We start from the raw sequence: 24,703 nt of genomic DNA on the forward strand, positions 1-24,703 counted from the left end.
GGAAACAATACACGTTATAGTGAGAAAAATATACTTAAAACCCGAATGTGGATCCCCGAAATTTTGTTACCGCATGCTTCATGGCAGAGACATTTTCCACGGGGGCAAACACCGGCAGGTCGCATCCCAGCGCAAGAATAAAACCCGCATCAACGGTTTTGCCTTGCTCAAGGGTTTTCTGACAGATCTGATCCACTTTTTGGGGAGACTCGGATTGGATGATCTGGGGATCGATGTTGCCGTAGATAATATCTTCAGGGAAGAAGCGGGCCGCCTCACTGATCTCCACCTCATGGCCGATGCTGATGATGGCTGGATGGTGCCAGTCGGCTATGCCTGAAAGATAGGGCAGGTTGTGATTTTGCTCCCCGCAGACATGGAAAAAATACCGTGTGATCCCCGACCTGTTTAACCGGTTGATATATCGTTGATGGCTCGGCAGGGCAAAGCGTTCAAAATGCTTGGGGGATATCAGCTGGTTGCTTTCCATTGGACTGCTGTTATACACGGCGATGTTATGACTGCCAAAGGTATCGATCCAGTAATCCAGCACGTTGAAGATATGATCCAGCGCCATATCAATCAAATGGTCACACAGATCGGGCTTTCTGATCATCCAGCGGCCAAACCATTCCATACCACAGATATTGGCCGCCATGGTAAAGGGTGAGCGGTGGTGAAACCAGACAATGCCGCCGGTTTGATGTTGCAGTTTTGAGAACTGCATGGCGGTTTCAATCCCACCGGCGGTTTTCGGGTCCGGTGCCTCGAGTGCCAGAACACCTGATTCGTCACTGATCGGATGGGCAACCACTTTCATGGCCTGGTCAAGTGGGCTTGATGGCAGCCGGACATCCCCGCCGAAGTCATGGGCGCCCAGAAGGGTGTGGCGGATGATGCGGGGCAGGGGAGCAAAACCGAAACGCTTTTCTCCCTCAAGCCTGGCGTTAAAGCTTTTTCCCGGATCGTTAAAGGCCTCGGTGACGGACAACCCTGCCGCAACACTGGTAAAGCCGGTGTCGATGCTGCCCAGGGCCAACGTCGTCACCGGGTCAAAGCGGTACGTGGCTGCGAGTTTTTCCCACCAGTCGTCCATTGTCTTACTCCTGTGTTGTAGAGGACATCAAGCGCTCGGCTTCATTGACGCCGGCCACAATATCCGGTGCATACCCGTCTGCTCCGAATTTTCTGGCCACGTCTTGTGACATGGGGGCACCGCCAACCATGACTTTGATATCAGGATCAAGACCGCGGATGCCGTCAATGACCCTGGGCATGACCATCATGCTGGTTGTCATCAGCGCCGACAGGGCCACGATATCCGGCTGAATCTCTTTTGTCTGCTCAACAAAGGTCTGACAGGAGACATCCTTGCCCAGATCATAAACATCCCAGCCCGAAGCGATAAACATGGCCTTGAGCAGGTTTTTGCCGATGTCATGGATATCGCCTTCAACGACGCCGATGATAATTTTCCCCGCTTGTTGCGATTGGTTTTGCGCGTTAAGATGGGGTTTCAGGATATTCAGGCCGGCATATAGGGCATCCGAGCAAAGCAGCAGTTCCGGGATGAAATACCGGCCGGCCTTGTAGTATTCTCCGACCTTAGCCATGCCGACAGTCAGGCCTTGTTTGATCGCGGAAACAGGGTCCAGGCCCGCATCAATCACCTTTTTGCAAAGCTGTTCACTAAGGACTTCATCATAGTCGAGCACGGCCTGGCTCAGCTGCTGGTAAAGTGTCGGGTTCTCTTTCTGGTCTACCATTCAGGCACCGCCTTAATGTTCAATAGTCCAATCCTCACGCAGGGATTTTACGATGTTTCATCATCCCAATCCCGATAAAGCGGTGGGTGGGTGTGTCTTGGATTGAATCCCCAATGCACGATGCAGCAGGGAGGATGGGAAAGGTCTGGATAAGCCATGAATACATAGGTTTTCTTGGATGCCAGCGCGCACGGAGAATAACAGATGGACGATGTGGTGGAGACATTGGGGATGCCGAAGATATTGGCCAGCCGGCTGAGGTGATCGTTACTTGTCCCTTTGGATCTGCCGCACATGAATACTACAGCCTGGGGGCCAAGCCGTTGACGCACCCCATCCAGCGCATGGATGATTTCATCCAGGACCTCATCCCAGGTAATGCGCGTCCAGCATCCAGCCCCTCGGGGGCCCGATCGTTTCAGCGGATACCGAAGCCGGTCGAGATGATCTAAAAGCTCCAGGGCAGATCGCCCGCGCGGGCACAGGGTACCTTTGCTTAAAGGGTGATCCGGATTACCCATGATGCGGATCGGATGGCCGTTTTCAACCTGCACAAGAACTCCGCATCCATTGTAGCAAAGGCGGCAGGTGCTTTTGATAACACCACTTTTCTGTCTCTTGGCACTGGATGACAACCGCTGGATCGGGTTCATTATAACGTTCCTGGAAAAGTGAGTTTCTCATTAAAATAGAGAAACATCGTTGCTATTGAATAATTATGGCGATGTCAAATTGATAGATCCGATTGAGCGACAGATGAGAATAGAATATACGAATAGAATGAGGGCCAAAGGAATGCAACAAATTGCCTCTGGCTCTGCGGGTAGAAAGCCAATTCTTTTTTCGTTTGTCCCAAAATTTGACAGAAAAGGCCAACTAAAGGTAATCTTAATGTATCTGAAATCTCTATCCAAACTTGAAAACGATCATCATTAAAATCAGCCCGTGCCCCATCGATTTGTAACAACATGGATAACTGCTAAAAAACTTATTGGTACATGGTTTTTAGATGGATGATAACACGCTAAGACACAACGATTCCGACTTCACCATCTGCCATGAGTGCGATGTGCTGATGCGTCTGCCCAGTGGGGCCGTTTCGTCGACCTTCAGATGTCCGCGCTGTTCTTCTCCGATCAAAGGCCACGGTTTGGGGGGACTTGCCAAACCCGCGGCTGCCGTTGCAGCAGGCCTGATTTTTTTCTGGCCGGCCAATTTTTTGCCGATCCTGAGTATGTCGATTTTAGGCATCGAGTCAACCCACACCATGATCGGCGCTGTGCGCACCATGGCCGAAAGTGGAATGATCCCGGTGTCGTTGATGGTCCTTTTCTGCAGCGTATTGGCGCCACTGTTGGAATTTTCAATGCTCGGCCTGGTATTGGCGCAGGTCTTCATGGGCCGCAACATATTGTCGCTGCCCACGCTTTTCCGGTTTTATACCTACCTCGATTCCTGGGCCATGCTCGAAGTTTATATGATCGGACTGTTGGTATCCGTTATCAAATTGATCGGCATGGCCTCCGTTACGCCCGGCATCGGCCTGGTCTGTTTTGTGGGGATGATGCTGGCCAGCATTGCCGTGAAGATCAACCTCGACCATCATCATGTATGGAGAAAGATCGAAGCCATATGCAATGGTTAAGCGCCAAATCCGTGGGCCTGACCCAATGCCCCGTATGCCACAAACGGTTGCGCTGGATGGCGCCCGGGCCCGATTTCAGACAACGCTGCCCGCGCTGCGGGGCCGGCGTACGCCAGCGTCATTACGGCAGTATCGGTCAGAGCTGGGCGCTCACCCTGACTGCACTGATTCTGCTGATCCCGGCCAATCTGCTGCCGATCATGACCGTGTCCCAATTCGGTGAAGGGGAGCCCTCTACCATCATGGGTGGTGTCGCACTGTTGTTGCATCACGGCATGATTCCCATTGCCCTGATTGTGTTTATCGCCAGTATTGCGGTGCCGTTTCTGAAAATCAGCGGCATCGTCGTACTGCTCCTATCGGTTCAGTTCAGATGGCGGGTCAGCCCCCGCCAGCGAACGTTGATGTATCGTATGGTAGAGTACATCGGGAAATGGTCCATGCTGGATATTTTCGTCATCGCCATTACTGCCAAGCTGGTGGACATGGGCAAAATCGCATCTATCGAGGGCAATACCGCGGCCGTTTATTTCGGACTGGCTGTGGTAATGACCATGCTGGCCGCCATGGTGTTTGACCAGCGATTAATATGGACGGATTCGTAAAAAGCCCGATATCGGCGTTACGCTTCATCCTTCGTCACTGCGGAGTACGATTAGTACGCTGCCTACGGCACCCGCGATGGCGGTATTCCTCAGGATTCGCAAGCCTTGATCTCGGGCTTTTTACGAATCCGTCCAAAAGGCACTTTTTAAGAGCTCATCAATATGGGAGCTCCCCCCCAATGTTAGGGGAAGGATATGGAGAAATCCGATGAATGAAGAACTCAACGTCGACAGTCAGGCCTTGCCCGAAGCCATCGCCGGAACCAGACGCCGCATTTCCATCATTTGGCTGTTGCCCGTCATTGCGGCGATTATTGGTGGGTGGCTGTTTTATGACAGCATTATCAATGCCCCGGTCAACGTCGTGATTCAATTCAAGACCGCCGAGGGCATTATGGCCGATAAAACAAAAGTGCTTTACAAAGGGCTCCCGGCCGGCAGGGTCAGCGACGTCTCATTAAGCCAGAAAGGCGATACCGTCGACGTCCAGATTGAGTTCGATCCGGCTCTCGAGCATCTGATCCGCCAGGATACTGAGTTCTGGCTGGTGACGCCCACAGTGAACATGACCGGCATTACCGGCCTGGAGACCATTGTTACCGGCAACTATATCGCCATGCGGCCCGGTGGCGGGCAGCCGGCATCGGCGTTCAAAGCGCTGGATGCGCCCCCACCCCTGGATGAAAGCGCTCCCGGATTACACCTGATCCTGACGTCACCGGTGCAGCCGTCGGTTCAACACGGCAGTCCCGTCTACTACCGGCGCTACGAGGTGGGCTCGGTACAGACCCTTGCCATTGCCGAAGACAATCAATCGTTTGATATCGGCATCCATATTCTGCCGGAATATCAAAGCCTGGTGAGCAAACAATCCCGATTCTGGACCGCTAGCGGCTTTCATGTCTCGGGAAGTATTTCGGATCTGGATATCCGCATCGAATCGTTCACCGCCATGCTCAAAGGGGGCATTGCTTTCGATACCCCGAATCAGGGAAAGACATCGGCGCCCGTTGAAGATATGGAGAAATTCAAACTCTACGAAGATTATAAGGAGGCCCAGAGCGGGATTGCCATTTTTGTCCGGTTCGCCACCGGACAGGGCTTGAAACCGAAAAGCACCAGCGTCCGCTTCAAGGGCATCGACATCGGTGTGGTGGAGGATGTCGTCGTATTGCCCGATCTATCCGGCGTTACCGCTACGGTCATGATGGATCCGCGAGCCAACCGGGCCCTGCGGGAAGGCACACAGTTCTGGCTGGTGTCTCCCAAGGTCAGCCTCTCTGAGGTGTCCGGGCTTGAAACCATTGTGGGGGGGACCTATATCGATGTGAAGCCAAACCTTGACGGAAAACCCACCCGGCATTTTGTCGCCCTGAAAAGCGCGCCAGGGGAAACGGCCGAACGGGGTCAGCTTGAAATCATCCTGCAGGGAGAACGTCGCGGATCGCTCAAAGCCGGATCGCCGGTCTACTTCCGGCAAGTCCAGGTGGGTGAGGTCTCCCATTCCGAACTGGCCTCGACCGGTGATGCGGTCAATATATATGTGATCATCTACAAACGGTATGTGCCTCTGGTGCGCGAAAACAGCGTCTTTTTCAATGTCAGCGGAATGGATTTCGGGCTCTTCTCGGGGCTCAAAACCGAATCCTTGGAAGCCCTGGTTGCCGGTGGGGTGGCCTTTGCCACGCCTGAAGGTGACGCCATGGGGAAAACGGTTGCAAAGGGCTGGATTTTCGAGCTGCATGATGAAGCCCAAGGATCATGGCTCCGGTGGGCCCCACAAATCCCCTTGAAACTGAAAAAATCGCCGCCCAAAAAAAAGTTTCCCAAAAAAACGATGGAGACATCAAAAGAAACGGATGACAATGAGTCGAGCCCTTGAGTATCTCTCCCTGGGGCCGCTTCCATCGATATGTCCTCCGCTGACCATGGGCGGCTATGATCCCCACGATGCATTGCCCAGGGTAATGTCATTGAGAATCACTTCGGAATGGGGAAACAGGAATCTTCATCACTCCAGCCGCATGCGCGCGATGATTTTCTCGATCTCGCCGGATTTGCGCATGGCCTCGATTTGCGTGCGCAGTTTCTCAGCTGCTGCCGAATCGGCGGCCCCCAGCACGAAGCGCATCGCCTCGTTCCTGAATACGGCATCGTCGGCAATGTCAAGCTTGTTCACGCGAATGACACGTTTCAGGGTATCCACGTATTTCTGACCCCGTTCCGAGTAGTTTTTAAGCCCCTCGGCCAGATCCAGCGACCGCAGCGGCTTGCCGGCGGCCTTGCGTTCGGCACGGATGCGTCGGAAATCTTCATAAGCCGGATGCGAACTGAGATTGATAAAGTAACCGCGAACGCTGTCAAAAGGCCACTGGAAGCTGGCAATGCGGTGATCGCCCAGTTGCTTGCGCTGCTGCTCGGGAATCAGTCCCTCCCCGCCGAATGTCCACTGTCCGAAAAGTGCGTTCCCCTCCACGGCAAACCGCGAGGTGCCGTACGTATGCGGCCTGACCCAGCACCAGCCCCGCGGGTATCACGTCGAGTTTGTAAAGCGCCTGATCAATGACCTTGGTCAGTGCATCGGTATCGGTCACCTGCTTGATCTGATCCCGATCGGTGATGCGCAGGACGACGGCGATTTCACGCAACCAGGTGTCATCGTCAATCGTCAGCTTGTCTCCTGCCTTGATCGTATCCGCCAGGCGCTGCAGTCGCTCACGCCGGTCCACCACCATGGCGTTGGCATGCACCACCAGAGGAAGCATGAAACGGTAGAAAATTTCCTTTTTGGTGGAAACGGGAAGGGTGGGTGCGTTATCGCGCCATTGCTTGCTGATGCCTGCGATCATCGTACGCGGCACAGTAAGTTGTTCCCCATGCTTTTCCTCGCCCCACCAGTTCTGTGCCTGCAGCGAGGCGATGGTTTCATCCAGCCCCGCCAGGACAATTACGTCCTGAGCCATAACGGATGTCGTCAACCCGAGAAGTAATATCACCATTACAATTCGCTTATACCATTGCTTCATTTGAGCGGTTCCTCATTTTATTCATTAAAAATACATACATCATCGAGACCATTGCCGAGGCGAGCAGATAAGCAACCACCAATGCAAGGGCCTGCTGTCCGCGCGTATTGACCGCAATAAGCAGGGCCAGACCGATGTGCCGCGATGAACAGGAAATGGCCAATGCGGTTCGGGAAGACAGGTCAGGCCCCCCAAGCAGATGTCCGGCCAAGAGGGCGGACCCAGTGAAAAGCGCAAATGCAAGTACGGACTGCAGTCCGACAGTAAAAACCAGATGAAAACCGGTAGTCAAAGCAATGATTGCACATATCCCCATGATAATACTGGACACTTTCAGCAAAGGGTCGCTGATGATCTTTGCCAGCGCTGGACACAGCTGACGCAGCACCATGCCCGTCCCAAGGGGCAGCAGAAAGGTTTTGAGGATGACACCGGCAACCTGAAAAGGCGTTACGACCGACGCTTTAAGGGAAACGATTTTGGCCAGGACATGTAAGGAGGCGGGAACGGTAATAATCGCCAGCAGCGAGGTGGTCACAATCAGACTGAAGACATAGGATGGATCACCACCAAATCTGATGAGTTTTTTTGGCAACAATGGCGCGCCGGCACAGATGGCCAATATGATCAGCGCCAATTCGGTTTTGGGTGGCAAGTCAAACCAATAGTTCATCACAACAGCCACCATTGGCATCACCACGTACATGGCAATGATGGATTTAAACAGCAGGGCAGGCCGGGACCACAGGTAGACGATGTCTTCGGCGGTTGCCGTCATGCCGATCGCAAATATCAGTGCGCCAATGGATGTTTTCAGCAGAATCAGCAGCATTTTATTTTTCTCGATTCAATTAAAATAGTAAGTGTCCTGTTGACCCGAGATGAGCGTATCGACCAATACTGGCGTAATCGTTGCTTTGCTGGCATGCCCACGCAGTCGTTCGATGAGATGTTCAGTTTCAGGCGTGTGAACGTAGATTGCCGAGGAAAAATATTCTTTCATTTCGAGGGCTCTTCATCAATTCAGAAACTGCATGTTAAAGCCTAAAAATATCTGCCATTCAGGATACCCCGGACCGTCATCGGCAACGGAAAATTGAGGCTCGACAAAGATATTATAGACGATTTTATCGCGTTTGATCACCTGCCCGATGCCGACCCCCAGCGGCACGCTATAATCATCGTTTTGCAGGTTATAGACCCAGATTGGTGCGGCGCGAAGATAGGTCCCATGACCCAATTGATAAAAAAGAAACGGCTGAAATGCAGCGACATTCACATGGGCACGATCATCATCACCGGCAAAACTGGCCTGCCAGGTCAACAGGTAGCCGTATTGAAATTTGGGACTTCTGGCATCAAAGAGAACCTGGGCGAAGCCCGCGGACCATTTTTCGCTGCCCAACGCGTCTTCGGTAGCCGTTGGCACCGTTAGCTGTGGTCCAATACCAACGCTCAGCGCCGGATTGGGCATGTCTAACAGATAAGCGGCAAAAACATTGAAATCGCCGAGGCCTGTTTCATGGCTGACATCTGGAGGGGTAGGATACGTATTGATCGGCAGAGAGGCGCGCATCAGCCAATTGGTTTTGGCGATGGAGAAGGGCTGGGCGTAACGCAGCCAGAGCTGATTGGCATTTTCATCGGATTCGGTCAATTCACCGATATAGTAGTTTTGAATGTTGAAGGCCACCATGTTGGCCAGTGGGTTGTTGGCTTGTGCAGCGGCATTTCCTTGATCCTTGGCCAATGCCTCTGATGTCAACCAAAGGCCCACGATTAACATCTTGAGAATCAAACTTGCATTTGTTTTGTTCATGCTCTCCCTGTGGTTAATCGGGAGGTGAAACCGGCGATAAATCCATAGGAAACCCTTTTATGGACCTATCGCCGGTCAAATCCTATTTTTAATTCTTAGGTTTGAAACTGAACTTCTGACCGCCAATCGACGCCTCATACATCAGCCCGCCTTTGGCGTGAATGAATGTTGCCATCCCCTTGTGGTAGGCTGTTTTGGCCTGTTTGCCGGTGGCCGGTCCGGCGCTGGTACCGGCTGTGGCGCCTTCAGTGCCCGCTTTGGCCTGAACGCCGGCGGTGATGGCCACCGCCGAAGCCGAGGCGTCGAACTCAAATTCACCACTGGTGAATTCATCGTAGGCGCGTTTGTCCTGGAAAAAAATCATCTGGCTGAAAGCCTGGCCGCCCAACTGCAGACCAAATGTCGCCTTGATCAAAGAGGTCTCACCGGTAACCTTGCCTCCTTGATACACCAAGCCCGTACCATAAGATCCCCCAATCCCCATACCGGCTTTACCGACGGTCGGAAACACCGCATAGCCGTACGATTGATTGAAAAAGGGTTGAACCGTTTCAGACTTTTTAAATACTGAGATGGTGTCGGCATATTTGTCAGCCAGTGCCGGGTTGGAGCAGATCACCACCAAAAATGCCGCTACAAATGGTAAAAAAGAAAATAGCTTTTTCATCATTGCCGATCCTTTCATGATTATTATTTTTTGCTATTTTCCCACAGAAATTTCGACCCGGCGGTTCAGTTGCCGGCCTTGTGCGGTACCGTTGTCGGCAATCGGGTTGAGCTCACCGAACCACAGATCGACAACGCGGTCGGCATCGATCCCAACCTGGTCCACCAGAAAAGCCTTCGCGCTGGCTGCGCGGCGTTCCGACAAGGCCATGTTGTAGTCTTCATCACCAACGCTGTCGGTATACCCACTGGCAACGACATAGGCATCCGGGTTGTTTTTCAGGTAGTCGCCAAGCATGCTCAGTTTCTCCTGATACTCGCCATTAATATCGGTACTATTGAAGTCAAAGAGAATGTTCTCGAGCTCAACCCCAACCACTCGGGTGACGGGTTTCAGCCGCTGGTAGGATGTGGTCCTGGTGGTGTACAGGGCACCGCCGATGTAGTGTGGATTGTCTAAAAAAGTACTCAACGGAACCACCCGCGAGCAAGAGTTGACCGCCGTTACCCCCTCGAGCAGCCGCTTTTCAGCATCCACCTTGGCGCTGCTGATCAGATAGAAGCAGACGTCATGGTCCCTGGCGATCTCCTGGGCAATCTGCATTGGTCTTTTGATGCCCCTGTTGATGTTGAAGGTCCCATCCGTGAACATGATGACGGCGGTTTTGCCACTGAGGCCATTAAGCACTTTGCGCAGCCCGTGCAGGCCAACCTGCAACATTGTCGGCCCTTCGCCCTTATCCGGCAATTGATCGATAGCCGTGCCGAAGGCGGTCCGGTCATAGGGCTTCATGCCGTAAATCTCCTCAAAGGTCCCGGTTAGCGTCTCAAAATTGGTGTAGTTATAAAGGCCGGCATTGTATCCCAAATCAGGTAGCCAGCTGTTGCGTTCTTTCAGCATCGCCTTGGCTGCCGCAATTTTACTGACGTTTCTTCCCGGTACCATCTGGTTGACTGAGCTGGAGGTGTCGAACAGGACGATGAAATTATCCACAGTCCGGATTAAATCGGTCTGCGTGACTGTCTCTTCTTCCAACATCGCCTTGGTAATAATCCGGAAGGCCTGGACATCAACGGAAGTCCAGACAGAAAGCAAACCAAAAACTACCAGCATAATAATAATTCTTCTTTTCATGAAAGTCCTCCTTGTCAACTTGATTGCACGCCGGGCCCCCCAGCCGATGAAAAATCCAGCTATGTAGCTGCCCGTAACGACCAATGTGCCCGGCACAAGCGATTGCAACCACGATGCATCAGCACCCTGTCCCGCCCCAATTAGGGAGATACCCAAGACGCCAACGAAAAGCCCACCGGCAATCAGCACGGACTTGGCCGACAGCGGGGAACGGCCTTCTTGCCGCTTCCCCCTTGACTGAAATATTTTAGCAACGAATTGTGTTAGGCGTTTCCGCATAAATGTTTCTCTGGACATAAAAGGGTCGTCATTCCAGCGATGGCCGGAATCCAGGCATTTACTGGATGCCGGATCAAGTCCGGCATGATGATGTCATTATCTTTATCGGTGCTCGGCTAATACAATAGTATAGCATTCTATGTGCCAGATGCCGGTGTTTAGCTTATTGACATGAACATAACAGTTATTTGTTAGCCCATTATTTGTCGACAGCCTCTTTGGCGGAATCAACTGTCTCATCCACTTTCTTACCTGCTTTTTCTAACGGACCTTCCTTTTCACACCCTATGGTTGCGAAGGCTAAAAATGAGCAAAGAAGGCCTAAAAGGACGATAATTTTGAATTTTTTCATGGTTTTCTCCTTTGATTGGCTTTCATTCTTAAAATAAATTAACCCTTTGCAACTCGAACTTTTCCTTAATACAATCTTGACGTTATAGTAACAATTCCTATCACGCCGATCGCCAGCAAAATTAAGGCTGTTATTTCCGTCATTGTATGATTCCCTTTGATATCTATTGTTAATAAATTGATCGAATGACAATATGTATTATTACTTATATTTCATTACTTATATGAGTACTTATACCCAAAGAGACGTCTTGGTATTTCAAATCTTTCTTTCGGGGAATTGCAGAACCAATTGAAAAAGAACAGTTCCTTTCAATAACGATTGATATCGAGCGAAAAAATCTATTGCCACGCTGGTGCTATGTAAAAATCAAATAGGACTCCGTCAAAGCTACTCACATCCCATGATAATAAAATCAAAAACTACTTTGGTTGGAGCAAAAAAGGAACGATAAACATAAAATTAAGTTGCAATGAATAAACCGGATATTTTTTTATAAGATACACTGAGCTTGTTTTCAAACAAAGCCTATTCTTTTCATTCATGAAAATACATTGTCGCTCTGTTAGGAAGGATGCTGCCTGTTTTTTCAGCGCCAATTATAACTTCGGGGGATAGCGCATCAGTTTGAAAAAAACGTTTGTAATATTGTAAAAATAGGCTGCTTCAAAAAATATGATAAAAATGAATCTAAATTTATAAAAAGAATGCGCAAAATATAATCTAAAAACATGGTCCGATGCAATAAAAAAATAACAATGAGTGCTTTCAAATAGAATTGATTGACGCCGGAAATATGTCAACTCATTTCTATTTGTTTTCATCTATCATACTGCATTGTGGGAGGCCGCAATATCGGCAATCACTATTTCGGCGTTCACACCGATGCCAATTTCAGGGACCTGGATATTGCCGCGGCCGGACCGATTGTGAGAGATCTGTCGGATGTCTTAGACTACTTCTGGAATGGACAATGGGCATACCCCATATCGACGCTGGCAGACCGGACACATTCCACGGAAGATCTCGAAAACGCCGTGATCACCACACAGACGTTGATTCATGAAGACGCATATCCTTATCCCCTGGATCAGGACCTCGTGTAACTTACGGGACATATGAAAGCGGTTCTCGGCAGCTTTATCTGGGCCCATGGTCAGGATCTGGGACGATCCGTCGTCCATGCATACGGGCAAGGGAGCCTCGGTAATGTACGAAAAGCTGCACAACAAGCTTCAGGTTTTAGAAAATGAACTGCTTATTGAATCGGCGTACTTTGTGGTGGAAGAGCGGGGTGTTCAGGTGGCCCGAAGGCTTCACGAGAAGGGGGTCAAGATTCGCGTGTTGACCAACTCCCTGGCCTCCAACGACGTGGTGGCTGCCCACGCCGGGTATGCCAATTGCCGTGAGGCCTTGATCGAAGCCGGGGTGGAGATTTACGAACTGCGAGCCGATTCGGTTTCGATCACCGTAGTGGAGAAAAAAATGGTTGCCGGCGGCAAATCCAAGGCCGCCCTGCACACCAAAGCCATGGTTTTCGATCACGAATCCATCTTCGTTGGCAGCTTTCAATCTGGACCCCCGCTCGGCGCATATCAACACCGAGATGGGGGTGTATGTGGAAAATCCGGTTGAAAAACAGCTTTAACCCCAATCTTTTTAATGCAACTGAAAGGCAAACTGCTTCATATCCGGTATCTGTTTGAAGAGATATTGTTTCAGTTTCTCGATAATGCGCTTTTCCACCTGCCGGATTCTTTCCCGTGACACGCCAAACCGTGATCCAAGGGTTTGCAGGGTTTCCGGGCGATTGGAAAGAATTCGGCGTTCGAGGATTACTTTTTCCCTGTCGTCCAAATGTTTCGTTTTGAACTGGTTGGTGTTTTTGCGAACCAGCGAGATCACTTGATGCGTTTCAAATTCTTTTGCGGCTGAAGGCTTGTCAGACTGAATCATATCCAACCGTTCCCCCTGATCCGAATCATTACGCAGCGGTGCGTTGAGTGACGCATCCGGATGATCGAGGCGCATTTGCATCTCAAGCACATCGCCGGGTTTGACATCCAGTTCTTTGGCAATGGCCTCCGGTGTCGCATCAATGCCCATTTGGGACAATCGGGCGTGGGTTTTTTTGAGATTGAAAAACAGTTTTCGTTGGGCTTGGGTTGTACCGATGCGCACGGTGCGGTGATTGTCCATCAGGTATTTATGGATATACGCCTTAATCCAGAATGCGGCATAGTATGAAAATTTTGTCTGTTTGTCTGGGTCGAATTTTTCTGCTGCTTTGATCAATCCCACATTTCCTTCCTGGATCAGATCGAGAAGTGGAACGTTACCAATCTTATAGAAATCTTTGGCAATTTTTACAACCAGCCTCAGATTGCCGGTGATCAGCCGGCTCAGTGCCGTCTGATCATTTTTATCACGATATCGGCGGGATAGCTCTTTTTCTTCATCTCGACTAAGCAGGCTGTGGTTTTGCAGGTCATGAAAATAACGCTGGGTCGCTGATATGGTCTGTGCATTGGTGGATATTGCCATGATAACTCCTCCTTACACGTATGTTTTTCATTGCTCGAAAGAACAACATAGGGATGACATGGCGTCAGGGAAATGGGGGGAAGTGTGTATATTTTAGCGTCAGCACCCGCAACGGTTTTTTGATGCATTGTTTCGACCACACCCTGATCGTCATCGTTATCAAGGGCGTCGGGGCGGATATCATATTTGATGGTATCTCCATAAAGGATGATATCTTCCCGGCGCTTCTTCAACAACAGTAAGATTACTGGTTGTGTTTGATGGTTGCCCAGATTAATGTGGTTATGCTAAATTCTTACTAAAAATGTGTTTGACTGCACTTCCAGAAATGAAAAACGCTATTGAATACACCATGATTCTGACACCTGGGGACATCATTGAACCCCAATATTTTTCTCCCGCAGTTCGGTATATGTAGACCGAGGGTGCTCCACCGGTGCCATCAATTACTGAAGATCCCGTAACGGAATAGGAACGGATTCGTCGCGTACTTTTTTGCATTTGGAGGTAATGTATCCAAAACCGCCAAGAAATTGGGCATGCATCGATCCTAAACAATTTTCCGGCCTGGTAAGTGAGGCATTGCTTCAACGTTATATTGAGTCTGCAAAGAAACGGCTATAATTTTTCCGATGACAATCAAAATGGAAGAAATTGTCAAAGAAAAATGCGTTCTCAACACACATTAACACGTGGATGAAGGAGGAAAGTATGAAAGCGAAGTGTTACTGTCTGTTTTTTTTAGTATTCTCATCTATCGTGATGGTGGCAACGTCGGCGCAGTCTGCCGATATGGGAAGCCCTGGCCAACTGGTCAATCAACTGGAAGCGGATCTCGCCGCTGCAAAATCCAATCAAGTGGACGTGCTGTCACCGAGCTTTTTCAAGGATGCGGAATCCGCATTGATGAAAGCCAAGCGGGGCCTGGAAAGGGGGTCCAAAATATCTGCGATCCGCCAGTATGTTACCGAGGGAAATACCAGCTTAAAAAGAGCCCAAGAGATCGCCAAGGTCTCTCGGACCATCCTGCGAGATACGAATGAAGCCAGAGACAAGGCGCTCAAGGTGCAAGCGGACAAACTGGGAGAACCCTACAACAAGGTTGAAAAGGATTACCTGAGTCTTACCACGGCCATTGAAAGGGACAATTTGAGCTATGCCCAAAAGAATGCGGCCAAAGTCCAGGCCGCCTTCCGGAATGTCGAGATCATGGCCATTAAGGACCAGGCGCTGGGCAATGCCCGCCAGATGATGGATCAAGCCGAGAAAGCCAATGTCCAGAAGATTGCCCCAAAGGTGTATAACGAGGCCCTTCAGGCATTGAACGACGCCGTTGCGTTTATTGGCCAGAACCCTTACGCGTCGGAAACGATTCTCCAAAAAGCGGCCCATGCGGAGTTCATGGCCCAACGGATGGTTGCCGTCAGCGAAAGCAGTAAAAAATTCAAGGAAATGGCCCCCGAAGTATCGGCCATGTACCTGGAAAGCCTGCTGATGCGTTTGGGGAAGTCAGTGGATGCCGGTGATATAAGGAACCAGGGGGTTGAGATGCAGGTCAACTCGCTGACCCATGCGATCACAGCCATGGACCAGCGGACCCAATCCCTGACAAAAGACAATCAGGACTACCAAGCCCAGATTGCGGATATAGAGCAGCAGCTATCCAGTCTAAAAGGATATTCGCGTGATCAGGAAACCGCCAGACAAAGATTGGCTGCCGAGCGAGAATTCAATGAACAGTTCAATAAGGTTCAGGGGTATTTCCGGCCTGATGAAGCGGAAGTCTACAAGCAGGGCAAACAACTGGTCATTCGGATGCGGGGCATTCAATTCCCCGTAGGGCAGGCCATCCTGACACCGGACAACTTTAGCCTGCTCAGCAAGGTTCAGCAGGCGATTCAAACCTTTGGACAGCCAATGGTGACGATCGAGGGACATACCGACATCGTGGGTTCCGCCCAAGTCAACAAGGAACTCTCCCAGAAACGGGCCGAGGCCGTTAAAGCTTATCTGGTGGCCAATCGGACCTTGCCCGACGATCGCATTCTCACCGCCGGTTATGGACCGGATCGGCCATTGGCACCGAATACAACACCGGAAGGACGGGCCATCAACCGGCGCATCGATGTGTTGATCCAGCCGGTTGGCACCAAATAGTCAATATTTCTTCAATCCATATGAAACCGGGTCAGGCGTTTTTTCGGTTGGACCGGAGAACGATCAGAAGCATTGCACCGGCCAGAATCATGGTCAGACACAGAAGCTGGCCCATGGAAAAAGAAAAAAAGACAAATCCCAGGTGGGCATCCGGCTGCCTTGCATACTCAATGAAAAATCTTACCAGGCCATAGCCCATGAGATAAAGCCCCAGTATGGCGCCTTGGGTGGTTACCCGTTTTTTCACGGTCCACAGGACCATAAAGAGAACGATGCCCTCGAAGAATGCCTCATAAAGCTGGGACGGGTGGCGGCGTCCGGCCCCGAGTGCCAGTGGAAAAAACATGCCGATGGGATGGGTGGTCAGCCGGCCGTAAAGCTCGCCGTTGATGAAATTACCCAGGCGGCCGAAGGTGTAGCCCAGCGGAATACAGGGCACGATCAGATCGGCCATATGAAAAAACGCCAGGTCGTTTTTACGCCCGAAAATGATGGTCCCGATCACCACGCCGATCAGCCCGCCGTGATAAGACATGCCGGTGATGCCGGTAAACCGGAACCCCCCGGAAAATTCAAAGGGCAGGATGATTTCCAGGGGATGACTCAAATAGTAGGGCAGGTTGTAAAACACAACATAGCCCAAACGCGCGCCGATGATCAGGCCGAGAATCATGGCGGTCATGAGGCCCTGAAGCTGCTCCACGTTCATCTGGAACCGGTCTTCGTGTTTGATGCGATAAAGGGCCAGAAAATAGGTGAAGGCAAAGGCCACGATGTACATCAGCCCATAATATTGCAGTCTGAAGCTGCCGATCTGGAAAATGACCGGGTCCATGTGTTCCGGCAGATGCTGCCACCAGCTAAGAAAACCATCCATATTGATTTGCTCTCTTGAATAGGCTGTCAGATTCGTAAGGGCCGAGCTTACTATTCCATGGCCTGGGCGTCAACTCCACCGGATGAATTTCAAATCTCAAATCTCAAATCTCAAATTTGAAATTCACCTGGCGGGGCTGCTGGTTCCGATCGCCCACTGCACCTGTGCCAGGGCTGCGCCATAACCATAGTGCGCCTCATGGAAAGCGCTTTGGGCGCGATCGAGAAAGCTGCGGGCATCCAGCACTTGGGTGGACGTGGTCAGCTGCTGCTGGTAAAGCAGGTTGGTAATCCGCCAGTGCTCCTGCGCCTGCGTAAGGGCGGTCGTGGTGGTCTCGATATTGCGCAGGGCCACATCAAGATCCAGGCGGGCCCTTACCACCTGGAGGCGGATGTCGTCGCGGGTGGTTGTCAGCGCCTGTTCCAGCGCCCGCTTTTCCGCGGCTGCCTGGGCTGATCGGGCACGGGTTTTGCCAAAGGTGAAGACCGTCCAGCGGGCCTGGAGACCGATACTGGCGTTGTACTGGTTTGAATAATCATTGTTCCGGGCGCCTGGGTCATCGCCATCCTGCTGGTATTTTCCGGTCAATTCAATTTGTGGATAATAATCGCTTCTGGCCAGTTGCTGCTGCCTGACTTTGGATTGAATGGCCTGCGCGAGCAGGGCGACTTCGGGTCTGGCCGTCAACGCCTGATCAATCAATCGATCGAGATCGGGAACCGGGGCGGTGCCTGTTTGCATGTCTCGAATTTCAATGGATTGATCCAGGTCGCGGCCCAGCAGCAGGCACAGGGCCGTGCGCACCTGACTGACATTGGCTTCGGCCCGGTGCTGGCGCAACAGGGCATCCCCGCGGGCGACCTGGGCCTTGAGCAGATCGTTAAGCGGTCCCAGACCGTTTTCATAAAACTTGCGCACATCCGCCTCATGGGCCGCTAGCGCTGCCGTGCTGCTTCGAGCCACGGCCAGTGTTTTTTCAGCCATGAGTAAATCGTAACAGCGCTGCCTGACATTCAGGATGATCATCTGCCGGGTCTGCTGCAGTTCCAGTTCCCGTGTGGAAAGTCCCAGCTGGGCAATCCGATGGCGGGCGCTGATGGCCCAACCCGCGAAAATCGGTTGGCTGAGGGTCACCTCCCAGTGATGCTGATCCTGGCTGTTGGTGGTGACCTGGTTTCCGTTAATGTTGACAAACGGCGACTCGGACAGATTGTGATAGGCGTAGGCGCCCGACAGCCGCGGGAAAAAATCGGCCCGTGCCGCTTTTCGGCCCAATGCCGCCGCGTCCCGGTAGGCGATCTGCTCATGAATCCGGGGGCTTTTTTCAAGCGCCTCGCGGACCGCTTCGTCGATGGTCAGCGGCGCTGCGGCCCAGGCATGCGTGCCAAACAGCAGCGCGATAATGGTCAGCCAGGTGTATCGCATGATTGTCTCCTCAATTTGCACCAGGGGCTATTACAGTGTTTTCTTGAATCGGGTCACCGCCAGTGATAGAAAAACGCCGGCCAGCGTGACCTGCACGCTGATATGGGGCCACAGGGTGCGGATACCGACCCCTTTGACCACAATGCCGTGCAGAATCTGTAAAAACCAGCGCATGGGATTGAGCATGGTCAGCCACTGAATGACCACCGGCATGTTGCGGATGGGGAAGATAAACCCGCTGAGCAAAATGGCCGGCACCAGGATGAAAAAGGCGGTCAACAGGGCCTGCTGCTGGGTGTGCGCGGTGACACTGACCAGGATGGCCAGCCCCAGATTGCCCATGATGTAGATCATGGCCGACATGTATAAAAGCGGTATGCTCCCGGTGATCTGGATACCGAAAATCAGGTGCGCAATGAGAAACATCATGGTCATGGTGACCATGCCGGTCAGCAAAAAGGGCAGGGTCTTGCCCAGGATGAATTCCAGGCGCCGGATCGGTGTGACCATCACCTGTTCGATGGTGCCGATCTCTTTCTCGCGCACAATGGCCATGGACGCCAGGGCCAGACCGATGAGAATCAGCATCAGGGCGATCAGGCCGGGGATGTAGTAATACTTACTCTCCAGATTGGGGTTGTACCAGGCGCGGATGCGAAAATCGAGTGGGCCGGTGGACAAGGCCGCCGTGCCCATTTTCTCGCCGGCCAGGCGCTGATTGAAACTGGCCACGGCCTGATTGGCATAATTGAGCGTGATGGCGGAATCATTGCTCAGTGTGCCGTCCAGTAACAGCTGAACGGCCACCGTCTTACCGGCCGCAAGATCATTGGAAAAATGCTCGGGGATCCGAATCACGGCCCTGACCCGGCCGGCGTCCAGCAGACGGCGAATCCCCTTGTCCGTGGCCAGACGATGGGTAACGGCAAAATGGTTGCCACCGGTGAGTTCATCTGCCAGCAATCGGCTCTGGGGGGTGTTGTCCGGGTCGATAACGGCGGTGGCGATGTTTTTCACGTCCGTGTTGAGGACAAAGGCCAGCACCATCATCTGCACCAGGGGCATGACCAGTACTATCATGCGCATACGCACATCCCGGAACATCTGCAAAAATTCCTTGATCAGTATTTGTTTGATTCGCAGGATCATGCCAGCCGCCTACAATTTGAGTTTCATCTTGCGGTGACATAAAAGGACCATGATCACCGCGTAGATGGTCAGCAGGGCCGCATTGAGCCACAGGATTTCCAGACCGATGCCCTTGAGAAAAATACCCCGCAATAGAGTGATAAAATAGCGTGCGGGTACGATGAACGTGATCGCCTGGATGGCTTTGGGCATATTGTAGATGCCGAAAACGAACCCGGAGAGCAGCAGGGTCGGCAGGTAGCCGGTGAACAGGGCGATCTGATTGGCCAGCACCTGGTTTTTAAGAACGATACTGAGTAAAAGGCCCAGGAAGAGGGCGCCGGTGAGGAAAATAGAGGCCGACAGAAACAGTAGGCCGGTGTTGCCCCTGAGCGGCACATCGAAGAACCAGCGGCCCATGACCACGGCAATGGCGACATCCAGAAGGCCGATCACAAAATAGGGCGCCACTTTTCCAAGCACCAGTTCAGGAACACGGATCGGTGTGCTGATCAACTGCTCCATGGTACCGGTTTCCCACTCCCTTGCGACGGTAACACTGGTGAGCATGGCGGCGATGACCACCATCACCAGGGCGATGATGCCCGGGATGATGACATTGCGGCTCTCCATTTCCGGGTTGTACCAGGCCCGTGGTTCGAGGCGGATGCCGCCGGATGCGGGGTGCCGCCGTACAGGCAGCATACGGACATCGCGATTGAAGATCTGACCGATGGCATTGATGTAGCCCACGGCCAGGGTGGCATTGTTGGCATCGGCGCCGTCCACAATGGCTTGAACGGCAACCGGTCGACCGGCCCGGATGCGGTCGGCAAAGTCGGACGGGATGACCAGGGCCACCATGACCCGGCCGGCGTCGATCAGATCGGTAATCTCCCGATAATCATCGACATGCCGGTCGATGGCAAAGTATGCTGACCCGCCGAACAGACTGAGCAGTTGACGGCTCTCGGCGGTTTTGGACTGATCCCAGACCGCTGTGGGCACGTGCTTGAGATCCATGGTCAGGGCATAGCCGAACAGGGCGATCAGCAGCATGGGGATGGCGATGGCCAGCACCAGGCTGCGCCAGTCCCGCCACACATGGATGAACTCTTTGCGGGCCACGGCCATGAGACGTTGCAGTTTCACCACACGCTCCTCTGCCGGCGGCGCAGGGCCACCGCCGGACGCCTATTGCGCTTTGCCACCAAGGCGATCCTCCTTTTCGATGAGCGAGACGAACACATCCTCCATGCTGGGGGCAATGGGGGCCACGGCAACGTCCGTGCGCCCCAGGCGGCCGGCCAGCTGGCGGATCTTTTCGCTCACGATTTTGGCATCGTCCACCTGCAGGTGCAGCCCGGCGCCAAACAGGGCCACATCCCGTACACCATCGATGCCGGCCAGGTCATCCATGAGATCCTGGGGATGGGCGCAGCGCAGATCAAGGATGGTCTCTTCCACCAGTTGCTCCTTGAGCTGGCCCGGTGAGCCCAGGGCAATCATACGGCCCCGGTAGATCAGGGCCACGCGGTCGCAGTACTCGGCTTCTTCCATATAGTGGGTGGTGACAAAAACCGTGCGGCCGCGGCCGGCCATGTCGTAGATCAGGTCCCAGAAGCGTCGCCGGCTTAAGGGGTCCACACCGCTGGTGGGCTCGTCCAGAAAAACAATCGGCGGCCGGTGCAGGATGGCGCAGGCCAGGGAAAGGCGCTGTTTCCAGCCGCCGGCCAGCAGCCGCGTGGCCTGGTTCTCCCGCCCCTCGAGCCCGGCCATCTGGATCGCCCACGCTTTGCGTCCGGAAAGGCGTCGGCCGGCCAGACCATAGATGCCGCCATAGAACTCAATGTTTTCCGAGACGGTGAGATCATCGTAAAGGGAGAACTTCTGGCTCATGTAGCCGATCTTCTGTTTGATGGCTTCGGCCTGGGTGGCGATGTCAAAGCCGGCCACCCGGCCACCGCCGGCGGATGGGCTGAGCAGACCGCACAGCATGCGGATGGTGGTGCTTTTGCCCGCGCCGTTGGGCCCTAAAAAACCGAAGATCTCACCGGCCTTCACGGTCAGATCCAGACGATCGACGGCAACAAAATCACCGAATCGCCGGGTCAGGGCATCGATCTGGACGGCGATATCACTGCCGGTGCCTGCTGCGGAATTTTCCGTGGTGTCCATGGCGGTTGGCTGCCCGGTGGTGGCGGCTTCCGGGGATGCTTTTGCCGCGGCCTTGACGGTGTTGACGAAAACGTCTTCCAGGTTGGGCGTGATGGGCGCCAGATCCTTGATCGTTATTCGGGCGGTTTGCAGAATCTGCCGTATCTGCTGCATGGTTGCCTCGGGCTGCCGGCACACGATATGGACGCTGTCGCCAAAAAGATCCACGCTGGCGGCCTGGGATAATTGCTGGTGCAGAATACGGGTGGCCTGTCGGCACTTCTCGCAACGCAGAGCCAGGATGTGCATGGGCAGGGACCGGCGCACATCCTCGGGCCGGCCTTCGGCCAGAAGCCGGCCGCGGTCCATCAACCCAATGCGGTTGCAGCGCTCGGCTTCGTCCAGGTAGGCGGTGCTGACCAGGATGGCCACCCCGGATTTCAGCATGCGGTATAAAATGCGCCAGAAATCGCGGCGACTGACCGGATCCACGCCGTTGGTGGGCTCGTCCAGCAGAAGGACTTCCGGTGTATGGATCAGGGCGCAGATCAGCTGCAGCTTCTGCTTCATGCCGCCGGACAGATTGCCGGCCAGGCGCCCCCTGAAAGGGCGCATGTTGGAAAAATCGAGCAGATCCGCAAGACGCTCTGCGCGCGCGTTGCGGGTCACCCCATAAAGATCGGCATAGAAATTGATATTCTCATCCACCGTCAGATCCGGATACAGGCCGAAGCGCTGGCTCATATAGGCCATGTGGGTTTTGACCGCATCGCTTTCGGCCGGCAGCCGGCAGCCGGCCACCTGCAGGCGGCCACCCGACGGATCCAGCAGACCGGCCAGCATGCGTAAGGTGGTGGTCTTACCGGCCCCATCGGGCCCCACCAACCCGTAGATCTCACCGCGATCGACGGTCAGAGAAAGGCCATCCACCGCCGTCAGGTCGCCAAACATGCGGCTGACCCGGTCGGTAGCGATGATAGGCGTATCCGTGGAACTTCTCATGGGACCGCCTCGATCACGGCATCGGCCGGCATGCCGGGCTTGAGTGCACCGTCCGGATTGTCCAGCTGAATTTTGATGCGATAGACCAGGTTGGTGCGTTCTTTAAAGGTCTGCACCGCCCGCGGGGTAAACTCGGCAGCGCTGCTGATATAACTGACCCGGCCCTTCCATGTGCGCTGCGGATAGGCATCCACGCTGACCTCGGCTTCCTGACCGAGCCCAATCCGGCCCAGATCGGTTTCGGAAATAAAGGCACGCACCCAGGCGTTTTTGATGTCCGCCACGGTCAGGACCGTCCCGCCCGGTGTCAGATAGCTGCCCGACTCGGCCGACGTGCTTAAGACCACCCCGTCAAAGGGGCAGGTCAGCTGGGTATCCGCAAGGCGCTGCCGGGCCACATCCAGGAGTGCCAGGGCCGCGTCCTTTTTGGCCCGGGCCTGGTCGATGGCCTCCTGACGGGGACCTGTTTTTACCAGCGCATAGTTGGCTTCGGCCTGGGCCAGGGCCGAACGGGCCTGACGGATACGCTCCGCACGGCTGCCTTCACGGCGCAGGCTCAGGCGCTGGCTGGCTGCCTGTCGTTGGGATGTCGCCGCTGCGGCCGCGCCTTTGGCGGACTCCAGCCGGGTCCGGTACGTATCAAAGGTCTGCTGACTGATGCCGCCATCGGCGAATACGGCCTGGTAGCGTTCAAAATCACTTTTCGCCAGGGCCAGCTCGCTTTTGGCCGACCGTTCGCCTGCCTGGGCGCGTTTCAGGTCTGCTTCGGCTTCGGCGATTTCCTGGCTGCGACTGCCGCTTTGCAGTTCATCGAAGGCAAACCGCGCCTGTTCCACGGCGGCCGCCGCACGGCTGATCTCCTCGGGCCGGCTGCCCGCTTCAAGCTCGGCCAGCACGGCTTGTGCATAACTTGCCTCGGCCTGGGCTTTTTGCACCTCGAGCCGCTGGTCCGTGTCATCGAGCACGGCCAGGGCTTGGTCTTTGGTAACGGTATCGCCCTCGTCGACCAGGCGACTTTTCAAACGGCCGGGAATTTTAAAGGCCAGATCCACCTGGGTGACATCGATGTTGCCGGACAGCTGGATGGTTTCCTTAGGCTCATCCGAATTGATGAGTACATTCCAGATCACAATGGCCAGAACAACCACCGCCACCGGAAGGATGATACGTAGCCGTTTTTTCATGATCTGCCTCCATTTTCCGGATGGGCCGGAGAATGCGTGACCGGGTCGGTGGCGGTGCAAGCGCGCATGGCATCGATACCGGCCAGAGAAAAGCGGGTGATGTGATCGGTCAACTCCTCGATTATCGACGTATCCTGGTAATCCACAGCGGCCAGGCGACTGATAATGGGACGGGCCATGGCATAGTGGAAACATTGGCCGATCACGCTGATCTGGCAGCGCACCATCTGTTTGATCGTTGCTTTGGGGCCCAGCAGTTCTTGGATGATGGACAACAAAACGGCTGCGGTGGGACGGATGAATTCATCCACCAGATCGTCCAGAAACGGGGAGGGGTCGGCCATTTCCTTGGCCACCAGCTGCCCCTTGCCCGGGTAGCCGGACAGCCCGTCGGGTGACAGCAGACGCCGCAGGGCACCACGAACGAATGCCCGCAGACGGTTTTCAGGAGACGATTGGGGGTCGACGTCCTCGTCCACGGGATATTGCGCGAAGGTTCGTGAGAGCAGATCCTCGACCACCGTCCGGTAAAGTTCTTTTTTGCCCCCGAAGTGATAGTTGATGGATGCCACATTGACGCCGGCCGTCCGGCAGATTTCACGAATCGTGGCCGCCTTGTACCCCTTGCGGCCGAACACGTCGCCGGCGGCATTGAGAATTTTTTGTTTGACCGATTTTTCATCGGAGACCGTTGCCATGATACCTGCCTTGATTAAAATATAAACATATGTTTCAAACAAATGATTTAAACAAATGTTTAAATCAAAAAAGAGGTATCGTCAAGCTAAAAAATGCAAAAGAAGGGGGGAAGAGCAGGGCAATCGCTGGAAAGTCAGGTTCTTCGGTATCGCTATCGCAATCGGGAGCGGAATCGAAAACATATTCAGTGTGCACTTGTTATCGATTAAAAGCCGGCGACTATCAGGTCTGTATGTT

25 protein-coding genes and 1 pseudogene are annotated in these 24,703 nt (G+C 53.5%); 7 read left to right on the forward strand and 19 right to left on the reverse strand.

Annotated elements, in window-relative coordinates; translation table 11 throughout:
* Positions 1-34 precede the first annotated feature (34 nt).
* From Dvar_RS08985 to Dvar_RS08995, 3 genes are read right to left on the reverse strand one after another with little or no spacing between them, the layout of a single operon-like run.
* Positions 35-1,096, reverse strand: coding sequence for a uroporphyrinogen decarboxylase family protein (locus Dvar_RS08985; protein ID WP_419661346.1), 1,062 nt, complete (start codon positions 1,094-1,096; stop codon positions 35-37).
* 4 nt (positions 1,097-1,100) lie between these two features.
* The gene (locus tag Dvar_RS08990; RefSeq protein ID WP_419661347.1) at positions 1,101-1,766 is read right to left on the reverse strand and encodes a cobalamin B12-binding domain-containing protein; all 666 of its coding nucleotides are present in this window, start codon (positions 1,764-1,766) and stop codon (positions 1,101-1,103) included.
* Between the two features lie 47 nt (positions 1,767-1,813).
* Entirely contained in the window at positions 1,814-2,419 is a 606-nt protein-coding gene (locus Dvar_RS08995; protein WP_419661348.1) for a molybdopterin-dependent oxidoreductase, read from the reverse strand.
* 356 nt (positions 2,420-2,775) lie between these two features.
* Here Dvar_RS08995 and Dvar_RS09000 point away from each other — a divergent pair, with 356 nt between their 5' ends.
* From Dvar_RS09000 to Dvar_RS09010, 3 genes are all read left to right on the forward strand, one after another.
* Positions 2,776-3,411 (forward strand): paraquat-inducible protein A, encoded by a 636-nt coding sequence (locus tag Dvar_RS09000; protein ID WP_419661349.1) that lies wholly within the window; start codon positions 2,776-2,778, stop codon positions 3,409-3,411.
* Positions 3,399-4,016: a paraquat-inducible protein A gene (locus Dvar_RS09005; RefSeq protein WP_419661350.1), complete on the forward strand. Its 618-nt coding sequence runs from the start codon at positions 3,399-3,401 to the stop codon at positions 4,014-4,016. The genes Dvar_RS09000 and Dvar_RS09005 overlap by 13 nt, the downstream gene beginning before the upstream one ends.
* Before the next feature lie 208 nt (positions 4,017-4,224).
* Positions 4,225-5,898, forward strand: coding sequence for an intermembrane transport protein PqiB (locus Dvar_RS09010; RefSeq protein WP_419661351.1), 1,674 nt, complete (start codon positions 4,225-4,227; stop codon positions 5,896-5,898).
* 129 nt (positions 5,899-6,027) lie between these two features.
* Here the strand turns inward: Dvar_RS09010 and Dvar_RS09015 are convergent, their stop codons facing one another.
* The 8 genes from Dvar_RS09015 to Dvar_RS09050 form a co-directional block, all read right to left on the reverse strand.
* Positions 6,028-6,492 (reverse strand): hypothetical protein, encoded by a 465-nt coding sequence (locus tag Dvar_RS09015; RefSeq protein WP_419661352.1) that lies wholly within the window; start codon positions 6,490-6,492, stop codon positions 6,028-6,030.
* Positions 6,377-7,042, reverse strand: a complete 666-nt coding sequence (locus Dvar_RS09020) for a hypothetical protein (RefSeq protein WP_419661353.1) — start codon at positions 7,040-7,042, stop codon at positions 6,377-6,379. Before Dvar_RS09020 ends, Dvar_RS09015 begins: the two co-directional genes overlap by 116 nt.
* Positions 7,026-7,874, reverse strand: a complete 849-nt coding sequence (locus Dvar_RS09025; RefSeq protein ID WP_419661354.1) for a bile acid:sodium symporter family protein — start codon at positions 7,872-7,874, stop codon at positions 7,026-7,028. Before Dvar_RS09025 ends, Dvar_RS09020 begins: the two co-directional genes overlap by 17 nt.
* Positions 7,875-7,889: 15 nt before the next feature.
* Positions 7,890-8,045: a hypothetical protein gene (locus Dvar_RS09030; protein ID WP_419661355.1), complete on the reverse strand. Its 156-nt coding sequence runs from the start codon at positions 8,043-8,045 to the stop codon at positions 7,890-7,892.
* Between the two features lie 15 nt (positions 8,046-8,060).
* Positions 8,061-8,861: a hypothetical protein gene (locus tag Dvar_RS09035; protein ID WP_419661356.1), complete on the reverse strand. Its 801-nt coding sequence runs from the start codon at positions 8,859-8,861 to the stop codon at positions 8,061-8,063.
* An 88-nt stretch (positions 8,862-8,949) separates the two neighbouring features.
* Entirely contained in the window at positions 8,950-9,531 is a 582-nt protein-coding gene (locus Dvar_RS09040) for a hypothetical protein (RefSeq protein ID WP_419661357.1), read from the reverse strand.
* Between the two features lie 30 nt (positions 9,532-9,561).
* Complete coding sequence (locus tag Dvar_RS09045) at positions 9,562-10,662, reverse strand: OmpA family protein (RefSeq protein ID WP_419661358.1); 1,101 nt, start codon at positions 10,660-10,662, stop codon at positions 9,562-9,564.
* 478 nt (positions 10,663-11,140) lie between these two features.
* Positions 11,141-11,293 (reverse strand): hypothetical protein, encoded by a 153-nt coding sequence (locus Dvar_RS09050; RefSeq protein ID WP_419661359.1) that lies wholly within the window; start codon positions 11,291-11,293, stop codon positions 11,141-11,143.
* An 839-nt stretch (positions 11,294-12,132) separates the two neighbouring features.
* Between Dvar_RS09050 and Dvar_RS09055 the strand changes: the two genes are divergently transcribed.
* Together Dvar_RS09055 and Dvar_RS09060 are read left to right on the forward strand one after the other, a co-directional pair.
* Entirely contained in the window at positions 12,133-12,399 is a 267-nt protein-coding gene (locus Dvar_RS09055) for a hypothetical protein (protein ID WP_419661360.1), read from the forward strand.
* Positions 12,400-12,502: 103 nt separating this feature from the next.
* Complete coding sequence (locus tag Dvar_RS09060; protein ID WP_419661361.1) at positions 12,503-12,928, forward strand: phospholipase D-like domain-containing protein; 426 nt, start codon at positions 12,503-12,505, stop codon at positions 12,926-12,928.
* A gap of 24 nt (positions 12,929-12,952) precedes the next feature.
* On the opposite strand, the gene Dvar_RS09065 is transcribed toward Dvar_RS09060, so the two are convergent.
* Positions 12,953-13,837, reverse strand: coding sequence for a sigma-70 family RNA polymerase sigma factor (locus Dvar_RS09065; RefSeq protein WP_419661362.1), 885 nt, complete (start codon positions 13,835-13,837; stop codon positions 12,953-12,955).
* A 497-nt stretch (positions 13,838-14,334) separates the two neighbouring features.
* Between Dvar_RS09065 and Dvar_RS09070 the strand changes: the two are divergent.
* Together Dvar_RS09070 and Dvar_RS09075 are read left to right on the forward strand one after the other, a co-directional pair.
* A pseudogene (locus tag Dvar_RS09070) lies at positions 14,335-14,391 on the forward strand (helix-turn-helix domain-containing protein); the annotation flags it as partial.
* A gap of 157 nt (positions 14,392-14,548) precedes the next feature.
* The gene (locus Dvar_RS09075; protein WP_419661363.1) at positions 14,549-15,994 is read left to right on the forward strand and encodes an OmpA family protein; all 1,446 of its coding nucleotides are present in this window, start codon (positions 14,549-14,551) and stop codon (positions 15,992-15,994) included.
* 31 nt (positions 15,995-16,025) lie between these two features.
* Here Dvar_RS09075 and lgt read toward each other — a convergent pair whose 3' ends face one another.
* The 7 genes from lgt to Dvar_RS09110 all read right to left on the reverse strand — a co-directional run bounded on the left by lgt (position 16,026) and on the right by Dvar_RS09110 (position 24,465).
* The gene (gene lgt, locus Dvar_RS09080) at positions 16,026-16,871 is read right to left on the reverse strand and encodes a prolipoprotein diacylglyceryl transferase (protein ID WP_419661364.1); all 846 of its coding nucleotides are present in this window, start codon (positions 16,869-16,871) and stop codon (positions 16,026-16,028) included.
* Between the two features lie 123 nt (positions 16,872-16,994).
* Complete coding sequence (locus Dvar_RS09085) at positions 16,995-18,296, reverse strand: TolC family protein (protein WP_419661365.1); 1,302 nt, start codon at positions 18,294-18,296, stop codon at positions 16,995-16,997.
* A 30-nt stretch (positions 18,297-18,326) separates the two neighbouring features.
* Entirely contained in the window at positions 18,327-19,445 is a 1,119-nt protein-coding gene (locus tag Dvar_RS09090) for an ABC transporter permease (RefSeq protein ID WP_419661366.1), read from the reverse strand.
* A 9-nt stretch (positions 19,446-19,454) separates the two neighbouring features.
* A complete protein-coding gene (locus tag Dvar_RS09095; protein ID WP_419661367.1) occupies positions 19,455-20,576 on the reverse strand; it encodes an ABC transporter permease in 1,122 nt (373 codons plus the stop codon).
* Between the two features lie 42 nt (positions 20,577-20,618).
* Positions 20,619-22,583, reverse strand: coding sequence for an ATP-binding cassette domain-containing protein (locus Dvar_RS09100; protein ID WP_419661368.1), 1,965 nt, complete (start codon positions 22,581-22,583; stop codon positions 20,619-20,621).
* Positions 22,580-23,767, reverse strand: a complete 1,188-nt coding sequence (locus tag Dvar_RS09105) for an efflux RND transporter periplasmic adaptor subunit (RefSeq protein WP_419661369.1) — start codon at positions 23,765-23,767, stop codon at positions 22,580-22,582. Before Dvar_RS09105 ends, Dvar_RS09100 begins: the two co-directional genes overlap by 4 nt.
* Complete coding sequence (locus Dvar_RS09110) at positions 23,764-24,465, reverse strand: CerR family C-terminal domain-containing protein (RefSeq protein ID WP_419661370.1); 702 nt, start codon at positions 24,463-24,465, stop codon at positions 23,764-23,766. The genes Dvar_RS09105 and Dvar_RS09110 overlap by 4 nt, the downstream gene beginning before the upstream one ends.
* Between the last annotated feature and the right edge of the window lie 238 nt (positions 24,466-24,703).

It is taken from the genome of Desulfosarcina variabilis str. Montpellier (genome assembly GCF_048565275.1).
GTDB lineage: Bacteria > Desulfobacterota > Desulfobacteria > Desulfobacterales > Desulfosarcinaceae > Desulfosarcina > Desulfosarcina variabilis.